Origin of the sequence: Cellulomonas algicola, assembly GCF_003851725.1 — a bacterium.
GTDB classification, from domain to species: Bacteria; Actinomycetota; Actinomycetes; order Actinomycetales; family Cellulomonadaceae; genus Cellulomonas; species Cellulomonas algicola.
On sequence record NZ_BHYL01000172.1, the window covers coordinates 1 to 18,388 of the forward strand.

The following is an 18,388-nucleotide window of genomic DNA, read 5'->3' on the forward strand; positions in this document are numbered from 1 at the left end:
CCCGCTCGACCCGGCCGGTGCGGCCTGGGCGGCGCACGGCGTGACGGTCGTGTCGCACGCGGGCCCGAGCGCGCTCGACGCGGGCGGCGAAGGCTGGGCGACGGGCGGCGCGACGTCGCCGCCGGTTCCGGACGGCGCAGCCCCCGCGCCGGGCGGCTGGGACGTCGGCGGAGCGCTCGGGCTCGTCCGCGACGGCTACCTCGCGTCCCACGGCCGGTCACCGCTCGACGGCAGCGCGGCGGCGGCTCTCGGGGAGGAGGACGACGCGCTCGCGCACCGGCGGCGCGACGCACCCCACGTCCGATGGCTCGTGTCGTGGCGCGTCGCCGCGGCAGCGGCCGTCGTCGTCGTGCTCGGGGCGGGGACGGTCGCGGTCCGTGCCTCGACCCGTGCGTCGGGACCAGCGGTCGAGATCCCGGCGCCGGCGGTGACGACGACGTCTCACGCGGCGGCGGGGAGCGGGGACGCACGAGACCGCGCGCGCACGACTGACCCCGCGGCCTCACCGTCGGCCGGGTCGGTCGTGGTGCACGTGGTCGGCGCGGTCACGGCGCCGGGCGTCGTCGGGCTGCCCGACGGTGCTCGCGTCGCCGATGCGCTCGCGGCGGCGGGCGGCGCCGCGGCGGACGCGGACCTGTCGACCGTGAACCTGGCACGCGTCGTCGTCGACGGCGAGCAGGTGGTCGTGCTGCGGGTGGGTGAGCAGCCCGCCGCACCGCTCCCGACGTCAGCAGGCGGGGGAGGCGCGTCGGCCGCGGGCTCCGCACCGGCGGGGCTCGTCGACCTCAACACGGCCGACGTCACCGCGCTCGACGCGCTCCCGGGGATCGGTCCCGTCCTCGCGCAACGCATCGTGGAGCACCGTGCGGAGCACCCGTTCACGACGGTCGACGAGCTCGCCGACGTCCGCGGCATCGGCCCCGCGCTCCTCGAGACCCTCCGCTCCTCGGTGCGCGTGTGAGAGCGCACGCGGTGAGCCCCGACGCGGGTCTGTCGTCACCGGCGCCAGGCGACCCGCACGCTGCGCGGTTCCCCCGCCGTCGCCGTGCGCCCACGGTCACGACGGTCCCTCGCAGATCGCGTGCGGATGCCGTCGCGACGCGTGACCGTGCAGCGCCGCGTCCACCGGCAGGGCTGACGGCGCCTCGGGGTTCGCGTGTCGCCACGAGCGAACGTGCGGCGCCGCGCCGCGTGGTCGACCTGCGGCTGGTGGCGCCCGCGCTCGTCGCGTGGCTCGCGGCGTGCGTCGTCGTCCGGCAGGACGCGACGACGGGACGCATGGTGGCGTGCGCGTGCGCCGCCGGTGCACTGTCCGTGTTCGCCGCCGCCGGCGTGCGGTCCGGGCGGCACACCGGTCGTACGGCACGAGCCGGGCCAGGGCCGGCGTCGTGGGGCGCGTCCGTCGCGCTGGCGCTGGTGGTCGCCGCGGCGGTGCTGGGCGCCGGGGCGGCCCACGTCGCCGCGCGCGACGCGCTCGCGGTGGGGGTGTCGGCGTCGGGTCCGGACGGGATGCCGTCCGCGGACGCGACCGCGCCCGACTCGCTCGGGACGTCGGCGGACGGTGCCGCTGCGGGTGCGAAGGGCACGACGACCGTCACCGGCACCGTCGACGGTCTCGCCCGGCCGCTCGCGTCCTCGTGGCCCGGGGCGCCGCCGCGCGCCCGGGTCGACGTCCGGGTGGAGCACATGGGGTCGGGCGCCACCGCGACGGAGCGCGGCGGGTCGGTCGTCGTGCTCGGTCCGGGCAGCTGGGCAGGCGTGCGACCGGGGGAGCGGGTGGTCGTCGCCGGCCGGTGGTCCGTCCTTCCGCGGGGGGACCGCGCCGCGGCGATCCTCGTCACCGACGACGCGCCCACGGTCGTGGCGCACGCGCCGCCGCTGCACGTGGTGGCCGGGGCGCTGCGGGAGACGGTGGACCGACAGGCCGACCGGTTGCCCGGCGACGCCGGCGCGCTGCTCCCGGGCGTCACGGTCGGGGACACGGCACGTGTGCCCGACGACCTGCGCGACGCGCTGCGCGTCTCGGGCCTCACGCACCTGACGGCGGTGTCAGGTGCGCACTTCGCGCTCGTGGGCGCGCTCGTCGTCGCGGGGGTCGGTGCGCTCGGCGCGCCGCGGGCGGTACGGGCGGGAGCCGTCCTCCTGGTGGGAGGGGCACTGGTGACGCTCGTCGGAGCGTCGCCCAGCGTCCTGCGGGCCGCGGTGATGGCGGTCGTGGGGTGCGGCGGGATGCTGCTCGGCCGGCGGGCGGCCGCACCGGCCGCGCTCTCGACGTCGGTCGTCGTGCTGCTCGTCGTCGACCCCTGGCTCGCGACCGAGCTCGGGTTCGTCCTGTCGGTGCTGGCGACAGGTGGCCTCGTGCTCCTCGGCGGACCCCTCGCGGAGCGCTGGTCCACCCGTCTGCCGCGGCCGCTCGCGACCGCGCTCGCGGCCCCGGTCGCGGCGCAGGTCGCCTGCGCTCCGGTCGTGCTGCTGGTCACGCCGACGGTCTCGGTGCTCGCGGTCCCTGCCAACATGCTGGCGGCCCCGGCGGTCGCGCCGGCCACGGTGCTGGGGCTGGCGGCGGCGGTCGTCGGGACCTGGTGGCCGGCCGGTGGTGACGTCGTCGCCGGCCTCGCGGGAGCGGCCTGCTGGTGGGTCGGGACGGTCGCACGCGCGGTCGCCGGGACGCCGGGCGCGGCGGTCACGTGGCTCCCGGGCGTCCCGGGCGTGATCCTGCTGGCCGTCGCGGGCGCCGCGACCGTCCGCCTCTCGTGGCCGTCGCGCGAGCCGCCGTGAGCGTCGGCACCGTCTGGCAGGCTGTGCGCGTGCCTCCCGCCAGCCGCCGCAGCTCCGCCCGTTCCGCCGCACCGGCAGGCCCGACCTGGCAGGACGTCGAGCCCGGGCCGATCGTCCTGGTGAGCGGCCCGGAGGACCTGCTGGCCGACCGCGCCGTCGACCGGCTCGTCGAGCTCGGGCGGGCGAGCGACCCGGGACTCGAGGTGACGCGCCTGGACGCCGCCGACTACACGACCGGCACGCTCACGGTCGTCACGAGCCCGTCGCTGTTCGCCGAGGACCGCCTGGTCGTGGTGGCGGGTCTGGAGCGCGCGTCGGACGACCTGATCGCCGACGTGACCGCCTACCTCGCGGCGCCTGCCGCGGACGTGGTCGTCGTCCTGCGGCACGCGGGCGGGCAGCGCGGCAAGAAGCTGCTCGACGCGCTGAAGGCGCAGCGCGTCCCGACGGTCGCGTGCGACGCGGTGAAGACCGACGGGGACAAGACGGCGTTCGTCAGTGCGGAGCTGCGGCGCGCCGGGCGTCGTGCGGACGGTCAGGCGGTGCGCGCGCTGGTCGACGCCGTCGGGAGCGACCTGCGAGAGCTCGCCGCGGCGTGCTCCCAGCTGGTCGCGGACACGACCGGGCTGATCGGTGCGGAGGTCGTCGAGCGCTACTACGGCGGGCGGATCGAGGCGACGGGCTTCCGGGTCGCCGACGCGGCCGTCGCGGGCGACGCCGGGCAGGCGGTCGCGCTGCTGCGGCACGCGCTCGCGACCGGCGTGGACCCGGTGCCGATCGTCGCCGCGCTCGCCGCGAAGCTCCGGGTGCTCGCGAAGGTCGCGGCGGTCCGCGGCCGGGGTGCTGGCGCGGTGCGCGAGCTGGGTCTCGCTCCCTGGCAGACCGACCGCGCGCTCAACGACCTGCGTCGGTGGACGCCGGAGGGTCTCGCGGCGGCGATCTCGTCGGTCGCGCAGGCGGACGCCGAGGTGAAGGGCGAGGGTCGCGACCCGCGGTTCGCCGTCGAGCGCGCCGTCCTCCGCGTCGCGGCGTCGTCCGGCACCGCCTGAAGCACCCCCGTCCGGACGGGGCCACGCCGCGCAGCACCTCCTGCCGCGCCGCGCAGCACCGTCCGCCGCGTCGCCCGATGCGGCGTGACGCGTCGTCGTACGGCGGTGCGCGACGCGTCGTCCCGACGCCGCACGTCGGCGCAGTCGTCACCCGGTTGCCGTCGTGCCCGTCACCCGGATGCCGCACCGGCAGCGGTCCCGCCCGGTCCGGCGGCAGGCTGCGTGACGTCGGACGGTCGCGATGACCCGCGCCGAGCATGCGTGCTGCCGACCGAGAGCGATGCGGCCGGCGGCGGAGGTCACAGCGTCAGCGTGACCGCCCGTCCGAGCGCGTCGCCCTGGAGCAGGCCGAACCCGAGCTCGGTGCACCGGGCGCGCCGTGCGCTGCTGGAGACGCGTTCCGCGACGAGCCGCGCCCCGAAGGCGCGCGCGACGCGGACGAGCTCGTCGCCACCGGTCTCGAGGTCCCGGCAGTCGATCTTGACGTAGTCGGCGTACCGGAGCATCGCGAGCTGGTCGCGTGACGCGACGAAGTCGTCGAGTGCGATCCGGTAGCCGGCGGCGCGGAGGCGGAGCAGCCCGTCGAGCACGTCGGGCCCCGCCTCGACGCTCTCGACGACCTCGATGACGAGCCGCCCGGCGGAGGGCGGCAACGGCAGGTCACGGACGAGGAAGGACCGGGTGACGTTGACGAACGCCAGGGCGTCGCCGGGTGGGGGACCGTCGTGGAAGAGGGCTGTGAGCACCGCCGTGGTCGCACCGTCCTGGAGGTGTGCGCTCCACCTGTCGACCCCGGCGGGCAGGCCCGTAGGCGACCGGTAGAGGTACTCGTGACCGTGCAGTCGTCCGGACGTCGTCCAGATCGGCTGCCGGGCGACCGGCAGGTGCGGCGGTGCGCTCGGCGACGGCGCGGGCATGCTCACGTCTCATGAGAGGTCCGCGCCGCCCGATCATGACGCGGTTTCTCCCGGTGCTGTGACAGGTCTCACGTGCGGCTGTCACCGAGGCAGGCCCTCCGGGCCCGGGAACGCTCCCGTCAGTGGCTGACGGGACGGGCGCCGGCGCGGTCGAGGACGCCGGCCCGCTCGAGCAGGTTGCCCTGGAACAGCGAGAAGCCGAGGTCGCGCGCGTACCGCAGCGTGTCGGCGTTCTCGACGTACTCGGCGACGAGCAGCGCACCGTACGAGCGCGCGAGGTCGACGACGGGGTGGCCCTCGACGTCGAGGTCGCGGACGTCGATCTTCACGAAGTCGGCGTGGGGGAGCAGGCGCCGCTGGTCGGCGTTGCTGACGAACCCGGGGACCGCGATGCGGAACCCCTCCTCCCGCAGGCGACGGACGCCTGCGAGGACGGCGGAGTCGACGTTCACGGTGTCGGTGATCTCGATCACCAGGCGGTCGGGCCGGCGCGGGACGGCGAGGTCGCCGATGAGGTAGGCGCGGGGGCAGCGGACGAACAGGAGGCGTCCGTGCGCGACGTGCTCGAGGTCCGCGCGGCCGAACGTGGCGCCGAGCACGTGGGCCGTCGCCCGCTCGTGCTGGTAGGTGCTCCAGGAGTGCGCGGTCTGCGTGTGCTGACCGGGTGCGCGGTACGACAGCTGGTAGGCGAAGGGCCGGCCGTGGGTCGAGAAGATCCCCTGGCGGGCGACCAGCACGGGCTCGCGGCCGACGCGGCGCTCCCACTCGTCGCGGAGCGAGTCAGGGATCGCAGCCTCGACGGCTGCGGCGAGCCGCGCGATACGCCCGTCGACGTCGTCCGGTGTCATGGCATCTATGACACCACAACTCCCGGCCTGTGAACCGCTCCTCCGCGGGTGGATTTCTGCGGAGGTCGCGCGCAGGCGCACGATCGCGGCGTGCGCGCGCGGAACTTCACCCGCTGTGCTGAATCGGGGGGAACGGGAGACAGCACACCGTCCTGGCCGTCATCATTACGGTGACCACGTCCGTGCATTGCTTGACAGGAGCTTCACCATGCCTCGTCCCCTCTCGTCCGCCCTCGCGATCGTCGCGGTGCTGGCCACGCTCGGTTTCGGCGCCGGTCCGGCCCTCGCCGACGACACCGTCATCACGCCGTTCTCGGGTGGCGCGACCGGGTGCTGCCGCCAGATCGTCTGACCTCTGGACCACCCGGCGAGCGCCCGGGTGTCGACGCCCCGCGGGACGCCTCCCTGACGTCGCGGGACGACACCCGGGCACTCGCCGGGCAGAGGGTGATGCAATCGGCGACCGTCACACATACAATGACTTCCCATGACGACCATTGCTGACCGGGTACGCGAGGCCCGGCTCGCCGCTGGGCTCTCGCAGACGGCGCTCGCCGGGTCGGCCTTCTCGCCCAGCTACATCTCGCTGATCGAGGCCGGGCACCGGGAACCGACCGACTCCGCGCTCGCTGTGCTGGCCTCCAGGCTCGGGACGACCCTCGAGTACCTGCGCCACGGCGAGGACGGACCGAACGAGGCGCGGACCCGCCTCGAGATCGACTACGCACGACTCGACCTCACGCAGGGCGACGCAGCCGGAGCGCTGCGCCGGCTCAAGGCGCTGGACCTCGACGTCGTCACCCCCTCGCTGCGCGTCATGGCGCTCAGCGAGATGGCCCGCGCGCACGAGGCGGTCGGCGAGCTGGAGGAGTCCGTCGCGATCCTCGAGCCGCTCGTCGCCGACGCCCGCGCCCGCCACCACCACGTCGAGGCGGCGACGCTCGCGACGGCGCTCGTGGCGTCCTACCTCGAGGCCGGCGACCTGCACCGCAGCGTCGAGGTCGGCGAGCGCGTGCTCGTGGACCTCGAGGAGGCCGACCTCCTCGGCACCGACGAGCAGCTGCGCCTCGCGTCCACGGTGCTGTGGGCCTACGTCGAGCGGGGTGACCTGCTCTACTCGACGCACCGCGCCGCGGAGCTCATCGCGCTCGCGGAGTCGCAGGGCAGCCCGCGCGGCCGTGGCAGCGTCTACTGGAACGCCGCACTCGTCGCCGAGCAGCGTCGCGACTACGAGCTGGCCCAGCGGTACACCGAGCGCGCGCTCGCGCTGCTCTCGGAGGGCGAGCCGGACCGCGACCTGCCGCGTCTGCGCCTCAACTACGCGTGGCTCCTGCTGCGCTCGGAGCCGGCCCAGCCGCGCGAGGCGCTCGAGCACATCGAGCGCGCCGCGCCCGACCTGGCCGTGCTGGGGTCGGAGATCGAGCTCGCACGCCTCGACGTCGAGCGGTCCCGCGCGCACCTGCTGCTCGGCGACCTCGCGACGGCGGAGTCGTTCGTCAAGGCGGCGCTCGACCGGCTGGGCGACCCGCCGCGCATCGAGACCGCCATCGCCCAGCTGTCGTACGGCGACGTGCTCTACGCGCGCGGCGACAACGACGGTGCCGCGAAGGCGTACCGGTGGGCCGCGGACATGCTCGGCATGATGCAGGCGTCGCGGCAGTCCGCGGCGGCGTGGCGCGACCTCGGCGACCGCTTCCTGCGTCAGGGCGACGCCGCGGCGGCCGCCCAGGCGTTCGACCGCGCGCTGCGCGAGGCAGGCTTCCGGCCCTCCGTCCCTCTCAGCAGCTGGGAGACCTGGTCGCTGACCTGACGGATGCCGGAGACAGGTGAAGGCGTCACCCCGCAGGGGGGGTGACGCCTTCACTTATGCCCGCGGGCGGCCTGCGGCGGAGGATCGCGACGGCGGCGACGCGCAGGCGCGGCACAGCCCGCGGTCGGGTTCCCGGCGACGACGACCGCCACCGCCCGGGCCGACGGCCGCGTTCCCGGCCTCGACGGTCGGGCGTCCGGAGACGACGAAGGCGCCACCCGAGGGTGACGCCTGTCGTGGTGCGAGGGCAGGTGCCCCCGCGAGTGCCTCAGAGCGCGGCGACGGTCTTGGCGAGCGCCGACTTCTTGTTGGCGGCCTGGTTGGCGTGGATGACGCCCTTCGAGACGGCCTTGTCGAGCTTGCGCGAGGCGGCGGCGAGCGCGGTCGACGCGGCCTCCTTGTCGCCACCGGCGACGGCCTCGCGGACGCGACGCACGTGCGTCTTGAGCTCGGACTTGACCGCCTTGTTGCGCAGGCGGGCCTTCTCGTTCGTCTTGATGCGCTTGATCTGGGACTTGATGTTGGCCACGTGAGAACTCTCTGGTGTGTTCGCCGAAGCGATCTGACAGGTCGTAGAGGGCGCGCACAGCTCCGGGACTGGGGCGTGGGGACACCCGCGGAGAGGAGCTGGGCTTGTGCCCGCCGACCCGGGCGGACACGCAACTCACAATCTTAGCAGGTCACCCGGGACCCCCCAGATCCACGTCAGCGCGAGCGACGGGCCTCGGCGGCGGCGCGGGTGACCGCGTCGAAGACGGCCCGGTCGAGGACCGCACCCTCACGGCGCACCGCCGACCGCTCCAGACGGATCACGCGGTCGAGCCGCACCTCGCTGGGCCGGCGCTGCGCGTCCCACGCCCCGGTGCCGACGTCCATCCAGACCCGTCCCCAGCGCGCCTCGTCGGCCGCGTCGCGGTCGTGGTCCTTACTCGTCATGGTGAGGCCGAGCAGCGCGGTGCCGTCGCGTCCGATCAGGAGCACCGGCCGGTCCTTGCCGCGCGCGGGGTCATCCTCGTACGGCACCCACGCCCAGACGACCTCGCCAGGGTCGGGCTCGCCGTCCAGCCGGGGCGTGTACTCGACGCGCGGCCCCGCGGCCGCAGGCGCAGGACCGGACCGCCCGCGCGGCTTCGGCCGGGCGTCACCCGCGATCCCGCCCGGCGTGGACGGGACGCTCGGGCGGTGCCGGCCCGGGAGCAGCGCACCGAGCCGGCGGAGGGCGGACCCGAGGCGGCGGGAGGTCGTCACGGGCCCGACGGTACCGGCTCGTCGGCCGTTCGTCCGGGGCCCCGGGAGGCGCCGGCGCACGTAACGCGACGTTGACACGGGAGGGCTACTGTCGCGCCCATGGCGGACCTCTTCGACGACTACCCGACGGGGGCGGCCTGGGACGAGATGATCGACCCCGAGACCGGTGGCTCCCGCGCGGCGTACCGGCACCTGCACGCGGCGCTCGCCCAGCTCTCGGCCGGTGAGCTGCGGGGACGCGCGGACACGCTCGCGCGGTCGTACCTGGCGCAGGGCGTGACGTTCGACTTCGCGGGCGAGGAGCGGCCCTTCCCGCTCGACGTCGTCCCGCGGGTCGTCGCCGGCGAGGAGTGGGAGCACGTCGCGCCGGGCGTCGCGCAGCGCGTGCGGGCGCTCGAGGCGTTCCTCGCCGACGTGTACGGTCCGCAGCGCGCCATCGCCGACGGCGTCGTGCCGCGGTCGGTCGTCGTGTCGTCCGAGCACTTCCACCGGGCCGCGCGGGGGATCCAGCCGCCCAACGGCGTGCGCGTGCACGTCTCGGGGATCGACCTGGTCCGCGACGGGCAGGGCGACTGGCGGGTGCTCGAGGACAACGTCCGGGTGCCGAGCGGCGTGAGCTACGTGCTGTCGAACCGGCGCGCGATGGCGCAGACGTTCCCGGAGCTGTTCGCGGCGCTGCGGATCCGCCCGGTCGTCGACTACCCGCGGCGGCTGCTCGCGGCGCTCACGGCCGCGGCGCCCGCCGGTGTCGACGACCCGACGGTCGTCGTCCTCACGCCCGGCGTCTTCAACTCCGCGTACTTCGAGCACGCGCTGCTCGCGCGGACCATGGGGGTCGAGCTCGTCGAGGGGCGCGACCTGTTCTGCGCGGCCGGCCGCGTCTGGATGCGGACGACGCAGGGGCGTCGCCGCGTCGACGTCATCTACCGACGGGTCGACGACGAGTTCCTCGACCCGGTGTCGTTCCGGTCGGACTCGCTGCTCGGCAGCCCGGGCCTCATGACGTGCGCGCGCAACGGCACGGTCACACTCGCGAACGCGGTCGGCAACGGCGTCGCCGACGACAAGCTCGTCTACACCTACGTGCCCGACCTCATCCGCTACTACCTGGGCGAGGAGCCCGTGCTGCCGAACGTCGACACGTGGCGGCTCGAGGACCCGGGCGCGCTCGAGGAGGTGCTCGACCGACTCGACGAGCTCGTCGTGAAGCCCGTCGCGGGCTCGGGCGGCAAGGGGCTCGTCGTGGGGCCGGCCGCGAGCCGGGCGGAGCTGGCCGAGCTGCGGACGCGGCTGGTCGAGGACCCGCGCGGCTGGATCGCGCAGCCCGTCGTGCAGCTGTCGACGATCCCGACGCTCGTCGAGGACGGCCTGCGACCCCGGCACACGGACCTGCGCCCGTTCGCGGTGAACGACGGCGACGCGGTCTGGGTGCTGCCCGGCGGCCTCACGCGGGTCGCGCTGCCCGAGGGGCAGCTCGTCGTGAACTCGTCGCAGGGCGGCGGGTCGAAGGACACGTGGGTGCTGGGCGGGGCCGTCCCCCGTCGCGCGCCGCAGGCGTCGTCCGGCCTGCCGCAACCGGTGCCGCTCGACGCGGCCGTGCCGATCGACGCCAACCCGAGCGACGTGCGCGTGCAGGTCATGCAGCAGCAGCAGTCGCGGACCGTCGACGGAGGTGCCTCGTGCTGAGCCGCATCGCCGAGTCGCTGTTCTGGATCGGCCGGTACGTCGAGCGCGCCGACGACACCGCGCGCCTGCTCGACGTGCACGTGCAGATCCTGCTCGAGGACCCGTGGGCGGAGGAGGACCTCGCGTGTCGGTCCCTGCTGTCCGTCATGGACCGCACCGCGCCGCCGCCGCACGTCGAGGTCGGCCGCGAGCACGTGCTCGACGTGCTGGCCTACGACCGGTTCGCGCCCTCGGCGATCGCGGGATCGCTCGTCGCCGCCCGCGAGAACGCGCGACGTGCGCGCGAGATCATCTCGACCGAGCTGTGGGAGTGCCTCAACACGACGTGGAACCAGCTGCCGTCGCACATGCGGCCCGCGCGGCCGCACGACTACTTCACCTGGGTCCGCGAGAGGGCGGCGGTCGTCGCCGGGATCATGGACTCCGCGACGTCCCGCGACGAGACGTGGGCGTTCATGGTGCTCGGGAGGTCGATCGAGCGCGCCGACATGACGGCCCGGCTGCTCACGACGCGCGCGCTCGCGGGGTCCGCCGGCCCGAGCTGGACGACGCTGCTGCGGTCGTGCGGCGCGCACGAGGCGTTCCTGCGGACCTACCGCGGCACGGCGTCCGACGAGCGCGCGGCCGGGTTCCTGCTGCTCGACCGGTTGTTCCCGCGGTCCATCGTCTTCGCGCTCAACCAGGCGGAGGAGTGCCTCGCGGCGCTCGAGCCCGTGACCGACCGGGCGACGGTCGACGAGGCGCGGCGCCACATCGGGTACGTCCGGACGAACCTCGAGTACCGGCCGCTGGTCGACGTGCTCGACGCGCTGCCGAAGGAGATGGAGCGCGTGCAGCGGGCGTGCTCGGCGGCGTCGGACGCGATCCGCGGCCGCTACTTCCCGTCCGGCGCGGCGACGACCTGGGTCGGGGAGGCGCTCTAGTGGCCAGGCTGAGGGTGGTCCACACGTCGACGTTCCGGTACGCCGGGCCGGTCGCGGCGTCGTACAACGAGGCGCGCATGACGCCGCTGTCGCAGGTCGGGCAGACGGTCGTCGAGACGCGCCTCGAGGTGAAGCCGCACACCTGGTGGCACGAGTACCGGGACTACTGGGGCAGCGCGGTCACGGCGTTCGAGGTGCTCGCGCCGCACGAGTCCCTCGTCATCACCGCGGAGCACCTGGTGGACGTCGCTGAGCGCCTGCCGGGACGCGCGCCGGTCGGCTGGGACGTGCTCCGCGGCTCCGAGCTGCGCGACCGGCTCGCGGAGTTCCTCGCGGACACGCCGACGACCGAGCCGCCCGACGAGGTCGTCGCGCTGGCGCACGAGGCCGCGGACGGGCTCGAGCCGGCGCAGGCCGCCGAGGCGGTGTGCCGCGCACTGCGCGACCGCGTCGACTACATCCCGGGCGCGACGACGGTGCACACCCCGGCGACGGAGGCGTGGGCCGCGGGCGCGGGGGTGTGCCAGGACATCGCGCACCTCGCCGTCGGGGCGCTGCGCGGCATCGGCATCCCCGCGCGGTACGTGTCGGGGTACCTGCACCCCCGGTTCGACGCGCCCGTCGGGGAGACGGTGAGCGGCGAGTCGCACGCGTGGGTCGAGTGGTGGACGGGCGAGTGGACGGCGTACGACCCGACCAACCGCGTGCCGGTGGGGGAGCACCACGTGGTGCTCGCCCGCGGGCGCTCGTACGACGACGTCGCGCCGCTGCGCGGGATCTACGCGGGGGCGGGCACGCAGGAGCTCGCGGTCGAGGTGCGGATCACGCGCGAGGCGTAGCGAGGTTGCCCGACGGTCGTCGCGGAGTGCCGTCGCGTCCCGGGCACGGACCGAGCCGGTGCGCGGCCCGGTCCGCGGCCGGCGTCGGGGCTTGGCGCGTCTCGGGGCCCCAGCGCGTCAGGGCGTGAGCCGGCGGCCGAGAGCGTCGTCGAGCGCGGCGCGGTCGCCGTCGACCAGGAGCCCGTCGTCGTCGGGGGAGCGTCGGCCCCACCCGAGCAGCGCGAGGTCCTGCGCCCCTGCCGTCACCGTCACGGCGGGCTCGCCGTCGCCGCCGAGCAGCCACGTGCGGCCGGCGTCCGTCGCGACGAGCGCGACGGGGGCGGGCAGCGGCTCCATGCGGCCCAGGGCCTCCTGCCGCGGCTGCATGACGGTCACGACCTCGTCGACCGTGTCGGCCCAGACGCCGGCGTCGACGTCGAGCGGCAGGCCGCCCGCGGTGCGCAGGTCCCACAGGTGCACGAGCGTCTCGTGGAGCTGGCGGCGGTGCCAGAACGACGCGGGCCCGGGCCCGACGAGCGTGCTCGCAGGTGCGTCGGGACCGAGCGCCGTGAGCGTGGCCCGCAGCTCGGCCGCGCACGTGGCGTAGAGGTCGACGAGGTCGAACGGCCCGCGGCCGAGCGGTGTCTCGCGGCGACGACTCGCCTGCCCGGCGGCCCAGTGGTGGATCCGCGCGAGGTGGACGACGAGGTCGCGCACGCGCCAGCGTCCGCACCACGGCACGCGCGTCGTCGGGTCGACCTGCGGGATCGTCGTGAGGAAGTCGTCCTGCAGGGCGCCGAGGAGCCGTAGGTGGTCGAGCGAGGCGGCCACGTCCGTCGTCATGGGACCATGGTGGCGTCGACCGCCCACGCGCCGTGAGGTGCGGAGCCGTCACCGACCGTCCGTCGGGCGCCACGCTGCGCCCCCCGCACCGAAACCGGGAGCCGTCCGCGTTGTCCCCGATCCCGAGCGCCGCCGCCACGTCGCGCATCCGCCCCGCGGCCACCGCGCCCGAGCTGCTGCGCAACTTCTGCATCATCGCGCACATCGACCACGGCAAGTCGACGCTGGCCGACCGCATGCTGCAGCTCACGGGCGTGGTCGACGCGCGCGCGATGCGGGCGCAGTACCTCGACCGCATGGACATCGAGCGCGAGCGCGGCATCACGATCAAGTCGCAGGCCGTGCGCATGCCGTGGGGCGTGGGCGACCAGGCGTACGCGCTCAACATGATCGACACGCCCGGGCACGTCGACTTCACGTACGAGGTGTCGCGGTCGCTCGCGGCGTGCGAGGGCGCGGTCCTGCTGGTCGACGCGGCCCAGGGCATCGAGGCGCAGACGCTCGCCAACCTCTACCTGGCGCTCGAGAACGACCTGCAGATCATCCCGGTGCTCAACAAGATCGACCTCCCGGCGGCGCAGCCGGAGAAGTACGCGGAGGAGCTCGCGGGCCTCATCGGCGGCGACCCCGCGGACTGCCTCAAGGTGTCCGGCAAGACGGGTGAGGGTGTCGAGGCGCTCCTGGACCGCATCGTCGAGCTCGTGCCCGCGCCCGTGGGCGACGCCGACAAGCCGGCGCGCGCGATGATCTTCGACTCGGTGTACGACACGTACCGCGGCGTCGTCACGTACGTGCGCGTCGTCGACGGCAACCTGAACCCGCGCGAGCGCATCGCGATGATGTCGACCAAGGCGACGCACGAGCTGCTCGAGATCGGCGTCATCTCGCCCGAGCCCGTCCCGACGCAGGGTCTGGGCGTCGGCGAGGTCGGCTACCTCATCACGGGCGTGAAGGACGTGCGCCAGTCCAAGGTCGGCGACACCGTCACGAACGCGAGCAAGCCCGCGGGTGAGGCGCTCGGCGGCTACTCCGACCCCAAGCCCATGGTCTTCTCGGGGCTGTACCCGATCGACGGGTCCGACTATCCGGCCCTGCGCGACGCGCTCGACAAGCTCAAGCTCAACGACGCCGCGCTCAACTACGAGCCCGAGACGTCGGTCGCGCTGGGCTTCGGGTTCCGCGTCGGCTTCCTCGGCCTGCTGCACCTCGAGATCGTGCGGGAGCGCCTCGAGCGCGAGTTCGACCTCGACCTCATCTCGACCGCGCCGAACGTCGTCTACGACGTCGACCTGGAGGACCGCACGACGGTCCGCGTGACGAACCCGAGCGAGTTCCCGGGCGGCAAGATCGGCGCGGTGCACGAGCCGATCGTCAAGGCGACGATCCTCGCGCCCAGCGAGTTCATCGGCGCGATCATGGAGCTCTGCCAGGGCAAGCGCGGCGACCTCCAGGGGATGGACTACCTGTCCGAGGACCGCGTCGAGATGCGCTACATCCTCCCCATGGCCGAGATCGTGTTCGACTTCTTCGACCAGCTGAAGTCCCGCACGCGCGGCTACGCGAGCCTCGACTACGAGCCCATCGGCGAGCAGACGGCCGACCTCGTCAAGGTCGACATCCTGCTGCAGGGTGAGACCGTCGACGCGTTCAGCGCGATCGTGCACAAGGACAAGGCCTACGCGTACGGCGTCATGATGGCGACCAAGCTCAAGGACCTCATCCCGCGCCAGCAGTTCGAGGTGCCGATCCAGGCCGCCATCGGCTCGCGGATCATCGCGCGCGAGACGATCCGCGCGATCCGCAAGGACGTCCTCGCGAAGTGCTACGGCGGCGACATCACCCGCAAGCGCAAGCTGCTCGAGAAGCAGAAGGAGGGCAAGAAGCGCATGAAGACCATCGGCCGGGTCGACGTGCCGCAGGAGGCATTCATCGCCGCGCTGTCGTCCGACGCGGCAGGCTCGAGCGGCGGCAAGGACGCGAAGGACGCGAAGAAGAAGTGACCGACGCCGCCCGTCGTCGCCGCCGGTTCGCCGAGCTGCACGCCGGCCCGGCGACGTTCCTGCTGCCGAACCCGTGGGACGTCGGGTCGGCGCGGCTGCTCGTGCACGAGGGCTTCGAGGCGCTCGCGACGACGAGCTCGGGCCTCGCGTGGTCGCTCGGTACCGAGGACCAGCAGGTCACGCGCGACCAGCTGCTCGCGCACGTGCGGACCCTCGTCGCGGCCGTCGACGTGCCCGTGCAGGTCGACGCCGAGCGTGGCTACGCCGACGACCCGACCGGCGTGGCGGAGACCGTCGCGCTCCTGCACGACGCGGGTGCCGCAGGCTGCTCGATCGAGGACTACGACCCGGCCGCGGGCGCCGTCGAGCCGCTCGAGATCGCCGTCGCCCGCGTGGCCGCTGCTGCGGACGCCGCCCACCGCGCCGGGGACCCGATGGTCGTCACGGCACGCTGCGAGAACCATCTGTACGGCGTCGACGACCTCGACGACACCGTGACGCGGCTGCGCGCCTACGCCGCCGCGGGCGCCGACTGCGTCTACGCGCCCGGGCTCACGACCGTCGAGCAGATCCGCACCGTCGTGACCGCGGTCGACGTGCCGGTCAACGTCCTCGCGTGGCCCGACGGCCCGACGGTCGCCGAGATCGCCGCCGCGGGTGCGCGCCGGGTGTCCGTCGGCGGGGCGCTCGCGTCCGCCGCCTACGGCGCGCTCGTCGCCGCCGCGCGCGAGCTGCGTACGGACGGCACCACCACGTTCCGTCGGCGCGGCCTCACGTCCGCCGACCGTGAGGCGTTCCGCTGATGGCTCCCGCGCTGCCCGACGGCGACGCCGCCCCCGACGACGGCGCCCTGCCCGCCTCCGTTCTCGCCGGGGCCGAGAGGCGCGCGTTCGGCGTCTACCTGCACGTCCCGTTCTGCACCGTGCGCTGCGGGTACTGCGACTTCAACACCTACACCGCGACCGAGCTCGGGGGAGGCGCCAGCCAGTCGTCGTACGCGTCGACGGCCCTCGCCGAGATCGACCTCGCCGGGCGCGTGCTCGCCGCAGCCGGCCTGCCCGCACGGCCCGTCTCGACGGTGTTCGTCGGCGGCGGGACGCCCACCGTGCTCCCCGTCGACGACCTCGCGCGTCTGCTGGGCGGTGTCCGCGACACGTGGGGCCTCGCGTTGGACGTCGAGGTGACGACCGAGGCCAACCCCGACTCCGTGACACCGGAGTCGTTGGCCGCGCTCGCGGCGGCCGGCTTCACGCGTGTCTCGTTCGGCATGCAGTCCGCGGTGCCGCACGTCCTCGCGACGCTCGACCGCACGCACGACCCGCGCCGCATCCCCGACGTCGTCCGCTGGGCCCGCGACGCCGGCCTCGCGGTCTCGCTCGACCTCATCTACGGCACGCCCGGCGAGTCCCTCGACGACTGGCGCGCGAGCGTCGAGACGGCCCTCGCGACCGGCGTCGACCACGTGTCCGCGTACGCGCTCGTCGTCGAGGAGGGCACGCGCATGGCCGTCCAGGTCCGCCGCGGCGACCTCCCGCCGACGGACCCCGACGACCAGGCCGCGAAGTACGAGCTCGCGGACGACCTGCTCGCCGCGGCGGGGCTCGGCTGGTACGAGGTCAGCAACTGGGCCCGCACGCCCGCCGACGCGTGCCGCCACAACCTCGCGTACTGGCGCGGCGACGACTGGTGGGGGATCGGACCGGGCGCGCACAGCCACGTCGGCGGCGTGCGCTGGTGGAACGTCAAGCAACCCCGGGCGTACGCCGACCGCCTGGCCCGTGGCGTGAGCCCGGCCGCCGGGCGCGAGACTGTCGACGGGGAGTCCGCGGCGCTCGAGCGCCTCATGCTGGGTGTCCGCATGGCCGAGGGACTGCCGATCGCCGACCTCCCGGCCGACGCCCGCCGCGAGGTCGCCGGTCTCGTCGCCGACGGGCTCGTCGACGGTCGCGCCGCGCTCGCCCGAGCGGCCGCGGGGTCGTCGACGCCCGGCGGGAGGATCGTCCTGACGCGTCGTGGGCGCCTGCTCGCCGACGCCGTCGTGCGGACGCTCGCGGCCTGACCGGGGATGCGTCGCCGCGGCGCCTCCCGTCATCGCGAGGCGCCCGACGCGACGAGGGCGCCACCCGCGGAACGGGTGACGCCCTCGACGTGAGGTGCTGCGGGTCAGCTGACCATGCGGATGGTCATCGGGTAGCGGTACCACTCCCAGCGGCTCGTGGCGACGGCGGCCAGGATGCCGAAGACGAGCTGCACGACCCACACCGCGAGGATGAGCAGCACGCCGATGCCGATCACGCTGAGGATGCCGCCGACCACGTACGCGATGAGGAGCGTGAGCTGGAAGTTCAGCGACTCCTTCGCGTGGTGCTCGAGGAACGGGCCGCGGCCGCGGAACACGAGCCAGATGACCAGCGGGGCGATGAAGCCCACGCCGACCAGCGGCAGGAGGTGGCCGACGATCGCCCACGTCTTCTCGTCGTCCGGCCGCAGGGGCGCCGCGGGCTGCGCGTAGCCGGCCGGGGAGCCCTGCGGGGCGCCGGTGTAGGGCTGCTGGGCGCCGTACTGCGCGCCGTAGGGCTGCTGCGCACCGTACGGCTGGCCGGCGGGGTCACCCGCGGGCTGGCCGGGGGTGGCGTTCGGGTCGGGCTGCTTGGCCCACGGGTCGGGCTGCGGGGTGGTCATCGCACGAGCTCCAGCGAGAAGGGGTAACGGTACGAGCCGCCCTTGTTGACGGCTACGGCTGCGAGGATCGACAGGACGAGGCTGATGATGCCGATGCCGATGATCGCGATCCAGCCGATCACTCCGATGGCGGGCAGGTTCTCGACGATCTTGGCGACGACGAGACCCACCAGCAGCGTGAGCTGGAAGTTGAGGGCGACGCGGGCCTGCTCGGCCGCCTGGCCGCCGCGCTCGCGGTGCACGAGCCAGATGACGAGCGCCGGGACCCACCCGATGAAGAAGTAGGCGAGGATCCCGCCCAGGTGCGCGAGGGTCGCCCACGTGCGGGTCTGGTCCGCGCCGGACGGGTGGTGGGCGGGCTGCTGCTGGTACGACATCGCGCTCCTCGTGCAGGGGCCGACCGGCGCGGGGCCGGCCGGGACGGGGCGGGCCTGGTGGCCGCGTGCCTCCCCACGTCAGGGGCGGGGAAGGCAGCGCGAGCCTACCGACCCGGGGGGACGCGCGCCCAGGGTTCACCCGGAGGTGAGATGTCCGGTACGCGTGGTTCCTTGACACGCCGTGCGCCGCGCCGATTCGATCCGACTGGGCGACTCGGCCCGCGACAGGAGGCGACGCATGAGCGAGAACCCCGGCGGAGAGCGCCGCGACGACGACCAGCGGCCCGACGTGCCGCTCGACAAACCCACGCCCGCGCAGCCCGACGCGCCGCCGCCCGCCGGCGGCACGTACCCGCCGCCGCCCGCCCCGGCGCCCGGTGCCTACCCGCCGCCGCCCGCCCCCGGCGGC

At 74.8% G+C, this 18,388-nt stretch carries 18 protein-coding genes; 11 read left to right on the top strand and 7 right to left on the bottom strand.

Translation table 11 applies throughout. The features are described from left to right. From CTKZ_RS11845 to holA, 3 genes are all read left to right on the top strand, one after another. Nucleotides 1–961, top strand: a 961-nt coding sequence (locus CTKZ_RS11845; RefSeq protein WP_307720301.1) for a ComEA family DNA-binding protein, incomplete at its 5' end; no start/stop codon positions are given. 230 nt (nucleotides 962–1,191) lie between these two features. After that, entirely contained in the window at nucleotides 1,192–2,778 is a 1,587-nt protein-coding gene (locus CTKZ_RS11850; RefSeq protein WP_124343137.1) for a ComEC/Rec2 family competence protein, read from the top strand. Between the two features lie 29 nt (nucleotides 2,779–2,807). Continuing rightward, complete coding sequence (holA, locus tag CTKZ_RS11855; RefSeq protein WP_124343138.1) at nucleotides 2,808–3,827, top strand: DNA polymerase III subunit delta; 1,020 nt, start codon at nucleotides 2,808–2,810, stop codon at nucleotides 3,825–3,827. Between the two features lie 299 nt (nucleotides 3,828–4,126). On the opposite strand, the gene CTKZ_RS11860 is transcribed toward holA, so the two are convergent. Together CTKZ_RS11860 and CTKZ_RS11865 are read right to left on the bottom strand one after the other, a co-directional pair. After that, on the bottom strand, nucleotides 4,127–4,744 hold the full coding sequence (locus CTKZ_RS11860) for an EAL domain-containing protein (protein WP_124343151.1): 618 nt from the start codon (nucleotides 4,742–4,744) through the stop codon (nucleotides 4,127–4,129). A gap of 119 nt (nucleotides 4,745–4,863) precedes the next feature. Further along, nucleotides 4,864–5,592: an EAL domain-containing protein gene (locus tag CTKZ_RS11865; protein WP_124343139.1), complete on the bottom strand. Its 729-nt coding sequence runs from the start codon at nucleotides 5,590–5,592 to the stop codon at nucleotides 4,864–4,866. A 208-nt stretch (nucleotides 5,593–5,800) separates the two neighbouring features. On the opposite strand from CTKZ_RS11865, the gene CTKZ_RS21590 reads away from it, so the two are divergent. Further along, on the top strand, nucleotides 5,801–5,944 hold the full coding sequence (locus tag CTKZ_RS21590) for a hypothetical protein (RefSeq protein ID WP_160142892.1): 144 nt from the start codon (nucleotides 5,801–5,803) through the stop codon (nucleotides 5,942–5,944). 135 nt (nucleotides 5,945–6,079) lie between these two features. Continuing rightward, a complete protein-coding gene (locus tag CTKZ_RS11870) occupies nucleotides 6,080–7,402 on the top strand; it encodes a helix-turn-helix domain-containing protein (RefSeq protein ID WP_124343140.1) in 1,323 nt (440 codons plus the stop codon). Between the two features lie 268 nt (nucleotides 7,403–7,670). Here the strand turns inward: CTKZ_RS11870 and rpsT are convergent, their stop codons facing one another. Continuing rightward, entirely contained in the window at nucleotides 7,671–7,931 is a 261-nt protein-coding gene (gene rpsT, locus CTKZ_RS11875) for a 30S ribosomal protein S20 (RefSeq protein ID WP_124343141.1), read from the bottom strand. 176 nt (nucleotides 7,932–8,107) lie between these two features. Then, nucleotides 8,108–8,650, bottom strand: a complete 543-nt coding sequence (locus tag CTKZ_RS11880; RefSeq protein ID WP_235843459.1) for a type II toxin-antitoxin system PemK/MazF family toxin — start codon at nucleotides 8,648–8,650, stop codon at nucleotides 8,108–8,110. A gap of 99 nt (nucleotides 8,651–8,749) precedes the next feature. On the opposite strand from CTKZ_RS11880, the gene CTKZ_RS11885 reads away from it, so the two are divergent. From CTKZ_RS11885 to CTKZ_RS11895, 3 genes are read left to right on the top strand one after another with little or no spacing between them, the layout of a single operon-like run. Continuing rightward, nucleotides 8,750–10,336, top strand: coding sequence for a circularly permuted type 2 ATP-grasp protein (locus tag CTKZ_RS11885; RefSeq protein ID WP_124343142.1), 1,587 nt, complete (start codon nucleotides 8,750–8,752; stop codon nucleotides 10,334–10,336). Continuing rightward, nucleotides 10,330–11,259: an alpha-E domain-containing protein gene (locus CTKZ_RS11890; protein WP_124343143.1), complete on the top strand. Its 930-nt coding sequence runs from the start codon at nucleotides 10,330–10,332 to the stop codon at nucleotides 11,257–11,259. Before CTKZ_RS11885 ends, CTKZ_RS11890 begins: the two co-directional genes overlap by 7 nt. Next, entirely contained in the window at nucleotides 11,259–12,098 is an 840-nt protein-coding gene (locus CTKZ_RS11895) for a transglutaminase family protein (protein ID WP_124343144.1), read from the top strand. The genes CTKZ_RS11890 and CTKZ_RS11895 overlap by 1 nt, the downstream gene beginning before the upstream one ends. Before the next feature lie 117 nt (nucleotides 12,099–12,215). Here CTKZ_RS11895 and CTKZ_RS11900 read toward each other — a convergent pair whose 3' ends face one another. Then, on the bottom strand, nucleotides 12,216–12,920 hold the full coding sequence (locus tag CTKZ_RS11900; protein WP_124343145.1) for a maleylpyruvate isomerase family mycothiol-dependent enzyme: 705 nt from the start codon (nucleotides 12,918–12,920) through the stop codon (nucleotides 12,216–12,218). A gap of 110 nt (nucleotides 12,921–13,030) precedes the next feature. On the opposite strand from CTKZ_RS11900, the gene lepA reads away from it, so the two are divergent. Genes lepA through hemW form a run of 3 tightly spaced genes read left to right on the top strand, consistent with a single transcriptional unit; the run spans nucleotide 13,031 to nucleotide 16,979 of the window. Then, complete coding sequence (lepA, locus tag CTKZ_RS11905; protein WP_269467823.1) at nucleotides 13,031–14,920, top strand: translation elongation factor 4; 1,890 nt, start codon at nucleotides 13,031–13,033, stop codon at nucleotides 14,918–14,920. Next, nucleotides 14,917–15,723: an isocitrate lyase/PEP mutase family protein gene (locus CTKZ_RS11910; RefSeq protein WP_124343146.1), complete on the top strand. Its 807-nt coding sequence runs from the start codon at nucleotides 14,917–14,919 to the stop codon at nucleotides 15,721–15,723. The genes lepA and CTKZ_RS11910 overlap by 4 nt, the downstream gene beginning before the upstream one ends. Then, nucleotides 15,723–16,979, top strand: coding sequence for a radical SAM family heme chaperone HemW (gene hemW, locus CTKZ_RS11915; RefSeq protein ID WP_124343147.1), 1,257 nt, complete (start codon nucleotides 15,723–15,725; stop codon nucleotides 16,977–16,979). Before CTKZ_RS11910 ends, hemW begins: the two co-directional genes overlap by 1 nt. A 104-nt stretch (nucleotides 16,980–17,083) precedes the next feature. Here hemW and CTKZ_RS11920 read toward each other — a convergent pair whose 3' ends face one another. Together CTKZ_RS11920 and CTKZ_RS11925 are read right to left on the bottom strand one after the other, a co-directional pair. Further along, entirely contained in the window at nucleotides 17,084–17,602 is a 519-nt protein-coding gene (locus tag CTKZ_RS11920) for a DUF4870 domain-containing protein (protein ID WP_124343148.1), read from the bottom strand. Continuing rightward, a complete protein-coding gene (locus CTKZ_RS11925) occupies nucleotides 17,599–17,979 on the bottom strand; it encodes a DUF4870 domain-containing protein (RefSeq protein ID WP_124343149.1) in 381 nt (126 codons plus the stop codon). Before CTKZ_RS11925 ends, CTKZ_RS11920 begins: the two co-directional genes overlap by 4 nt. Nucleotides 17,980–18,388 lie beyond the last annotated feature (409 nt).

Excerpts from the sequence above, each read along its gene's own strand:
- CTKZ_RS11860 (WP_124343151.1), bottom strand. The coding sequence starts at position 4,744 with ATGCCCGCGCCGTCGCCGAGCGCACCGCCGCACCTGCCGGTCGCCCGG.
- CTKZ_RS11865 (WP_124343139.1), bottom strand. The coding sequence starts at position 5,592 with ATGACACCGGACGACGTCGACGGGCGTATCGCGCGGCTCGCCGCAGCC.
- CTKZ_RS21590 (WP_160142892.1), top strand. The coding sequence starts at position 5,801 with ATGCCTCGTCCCCTCTCGTCCGCCCTCGCGATCGTCGCGGTGCTGGCC.
- CTKZ_RS11870 (WP_124343140.1), top strand. The coding sequence starts at position 6,080 with ATGACGACCATTGCTGACCGGGTACGCGAGGCCCGGCTCGCCGCTGGG.
- CTKZ_RS11885 (WP_124343142.1), top strand. The coding sequence starts at position 8,750 with ATGGCGGACCTCTTCGACGACTACCCGACGGGGGCGGCCTGGGACGAG.
- CTKZ_RS11900 (WP_124343145.1), bottom strand. The coding sequence starts at position 12,920 with ATGACGACGGACGTGGCCGCCTCGCTCGACCACCTACGGCTCCTCGGC.
- hemW (WP_124343147.1), top strand. The coding sequence starts at position 15,723 with ATGGCTCCCGCGCTGCCCGACGGCGACGCCGCCCCCGACGACGGCGCC.
- CTKZ_RS11920 (WP_124343148.1), bottom strand. The coding sequence starts at position 17,602 with ATGACCACCCCGCAGCCCGACCCGTGGGCCAAGCAGCCCGACCCGAAC.
- CTKZ_RS11925 (WP_124343149.1), bottom strand. The coding sequence starts at position 17,979 with ATGTCGTACCAGCAGCAGCCCGCCCACCACCCGTCCGGCGCGGACCAG.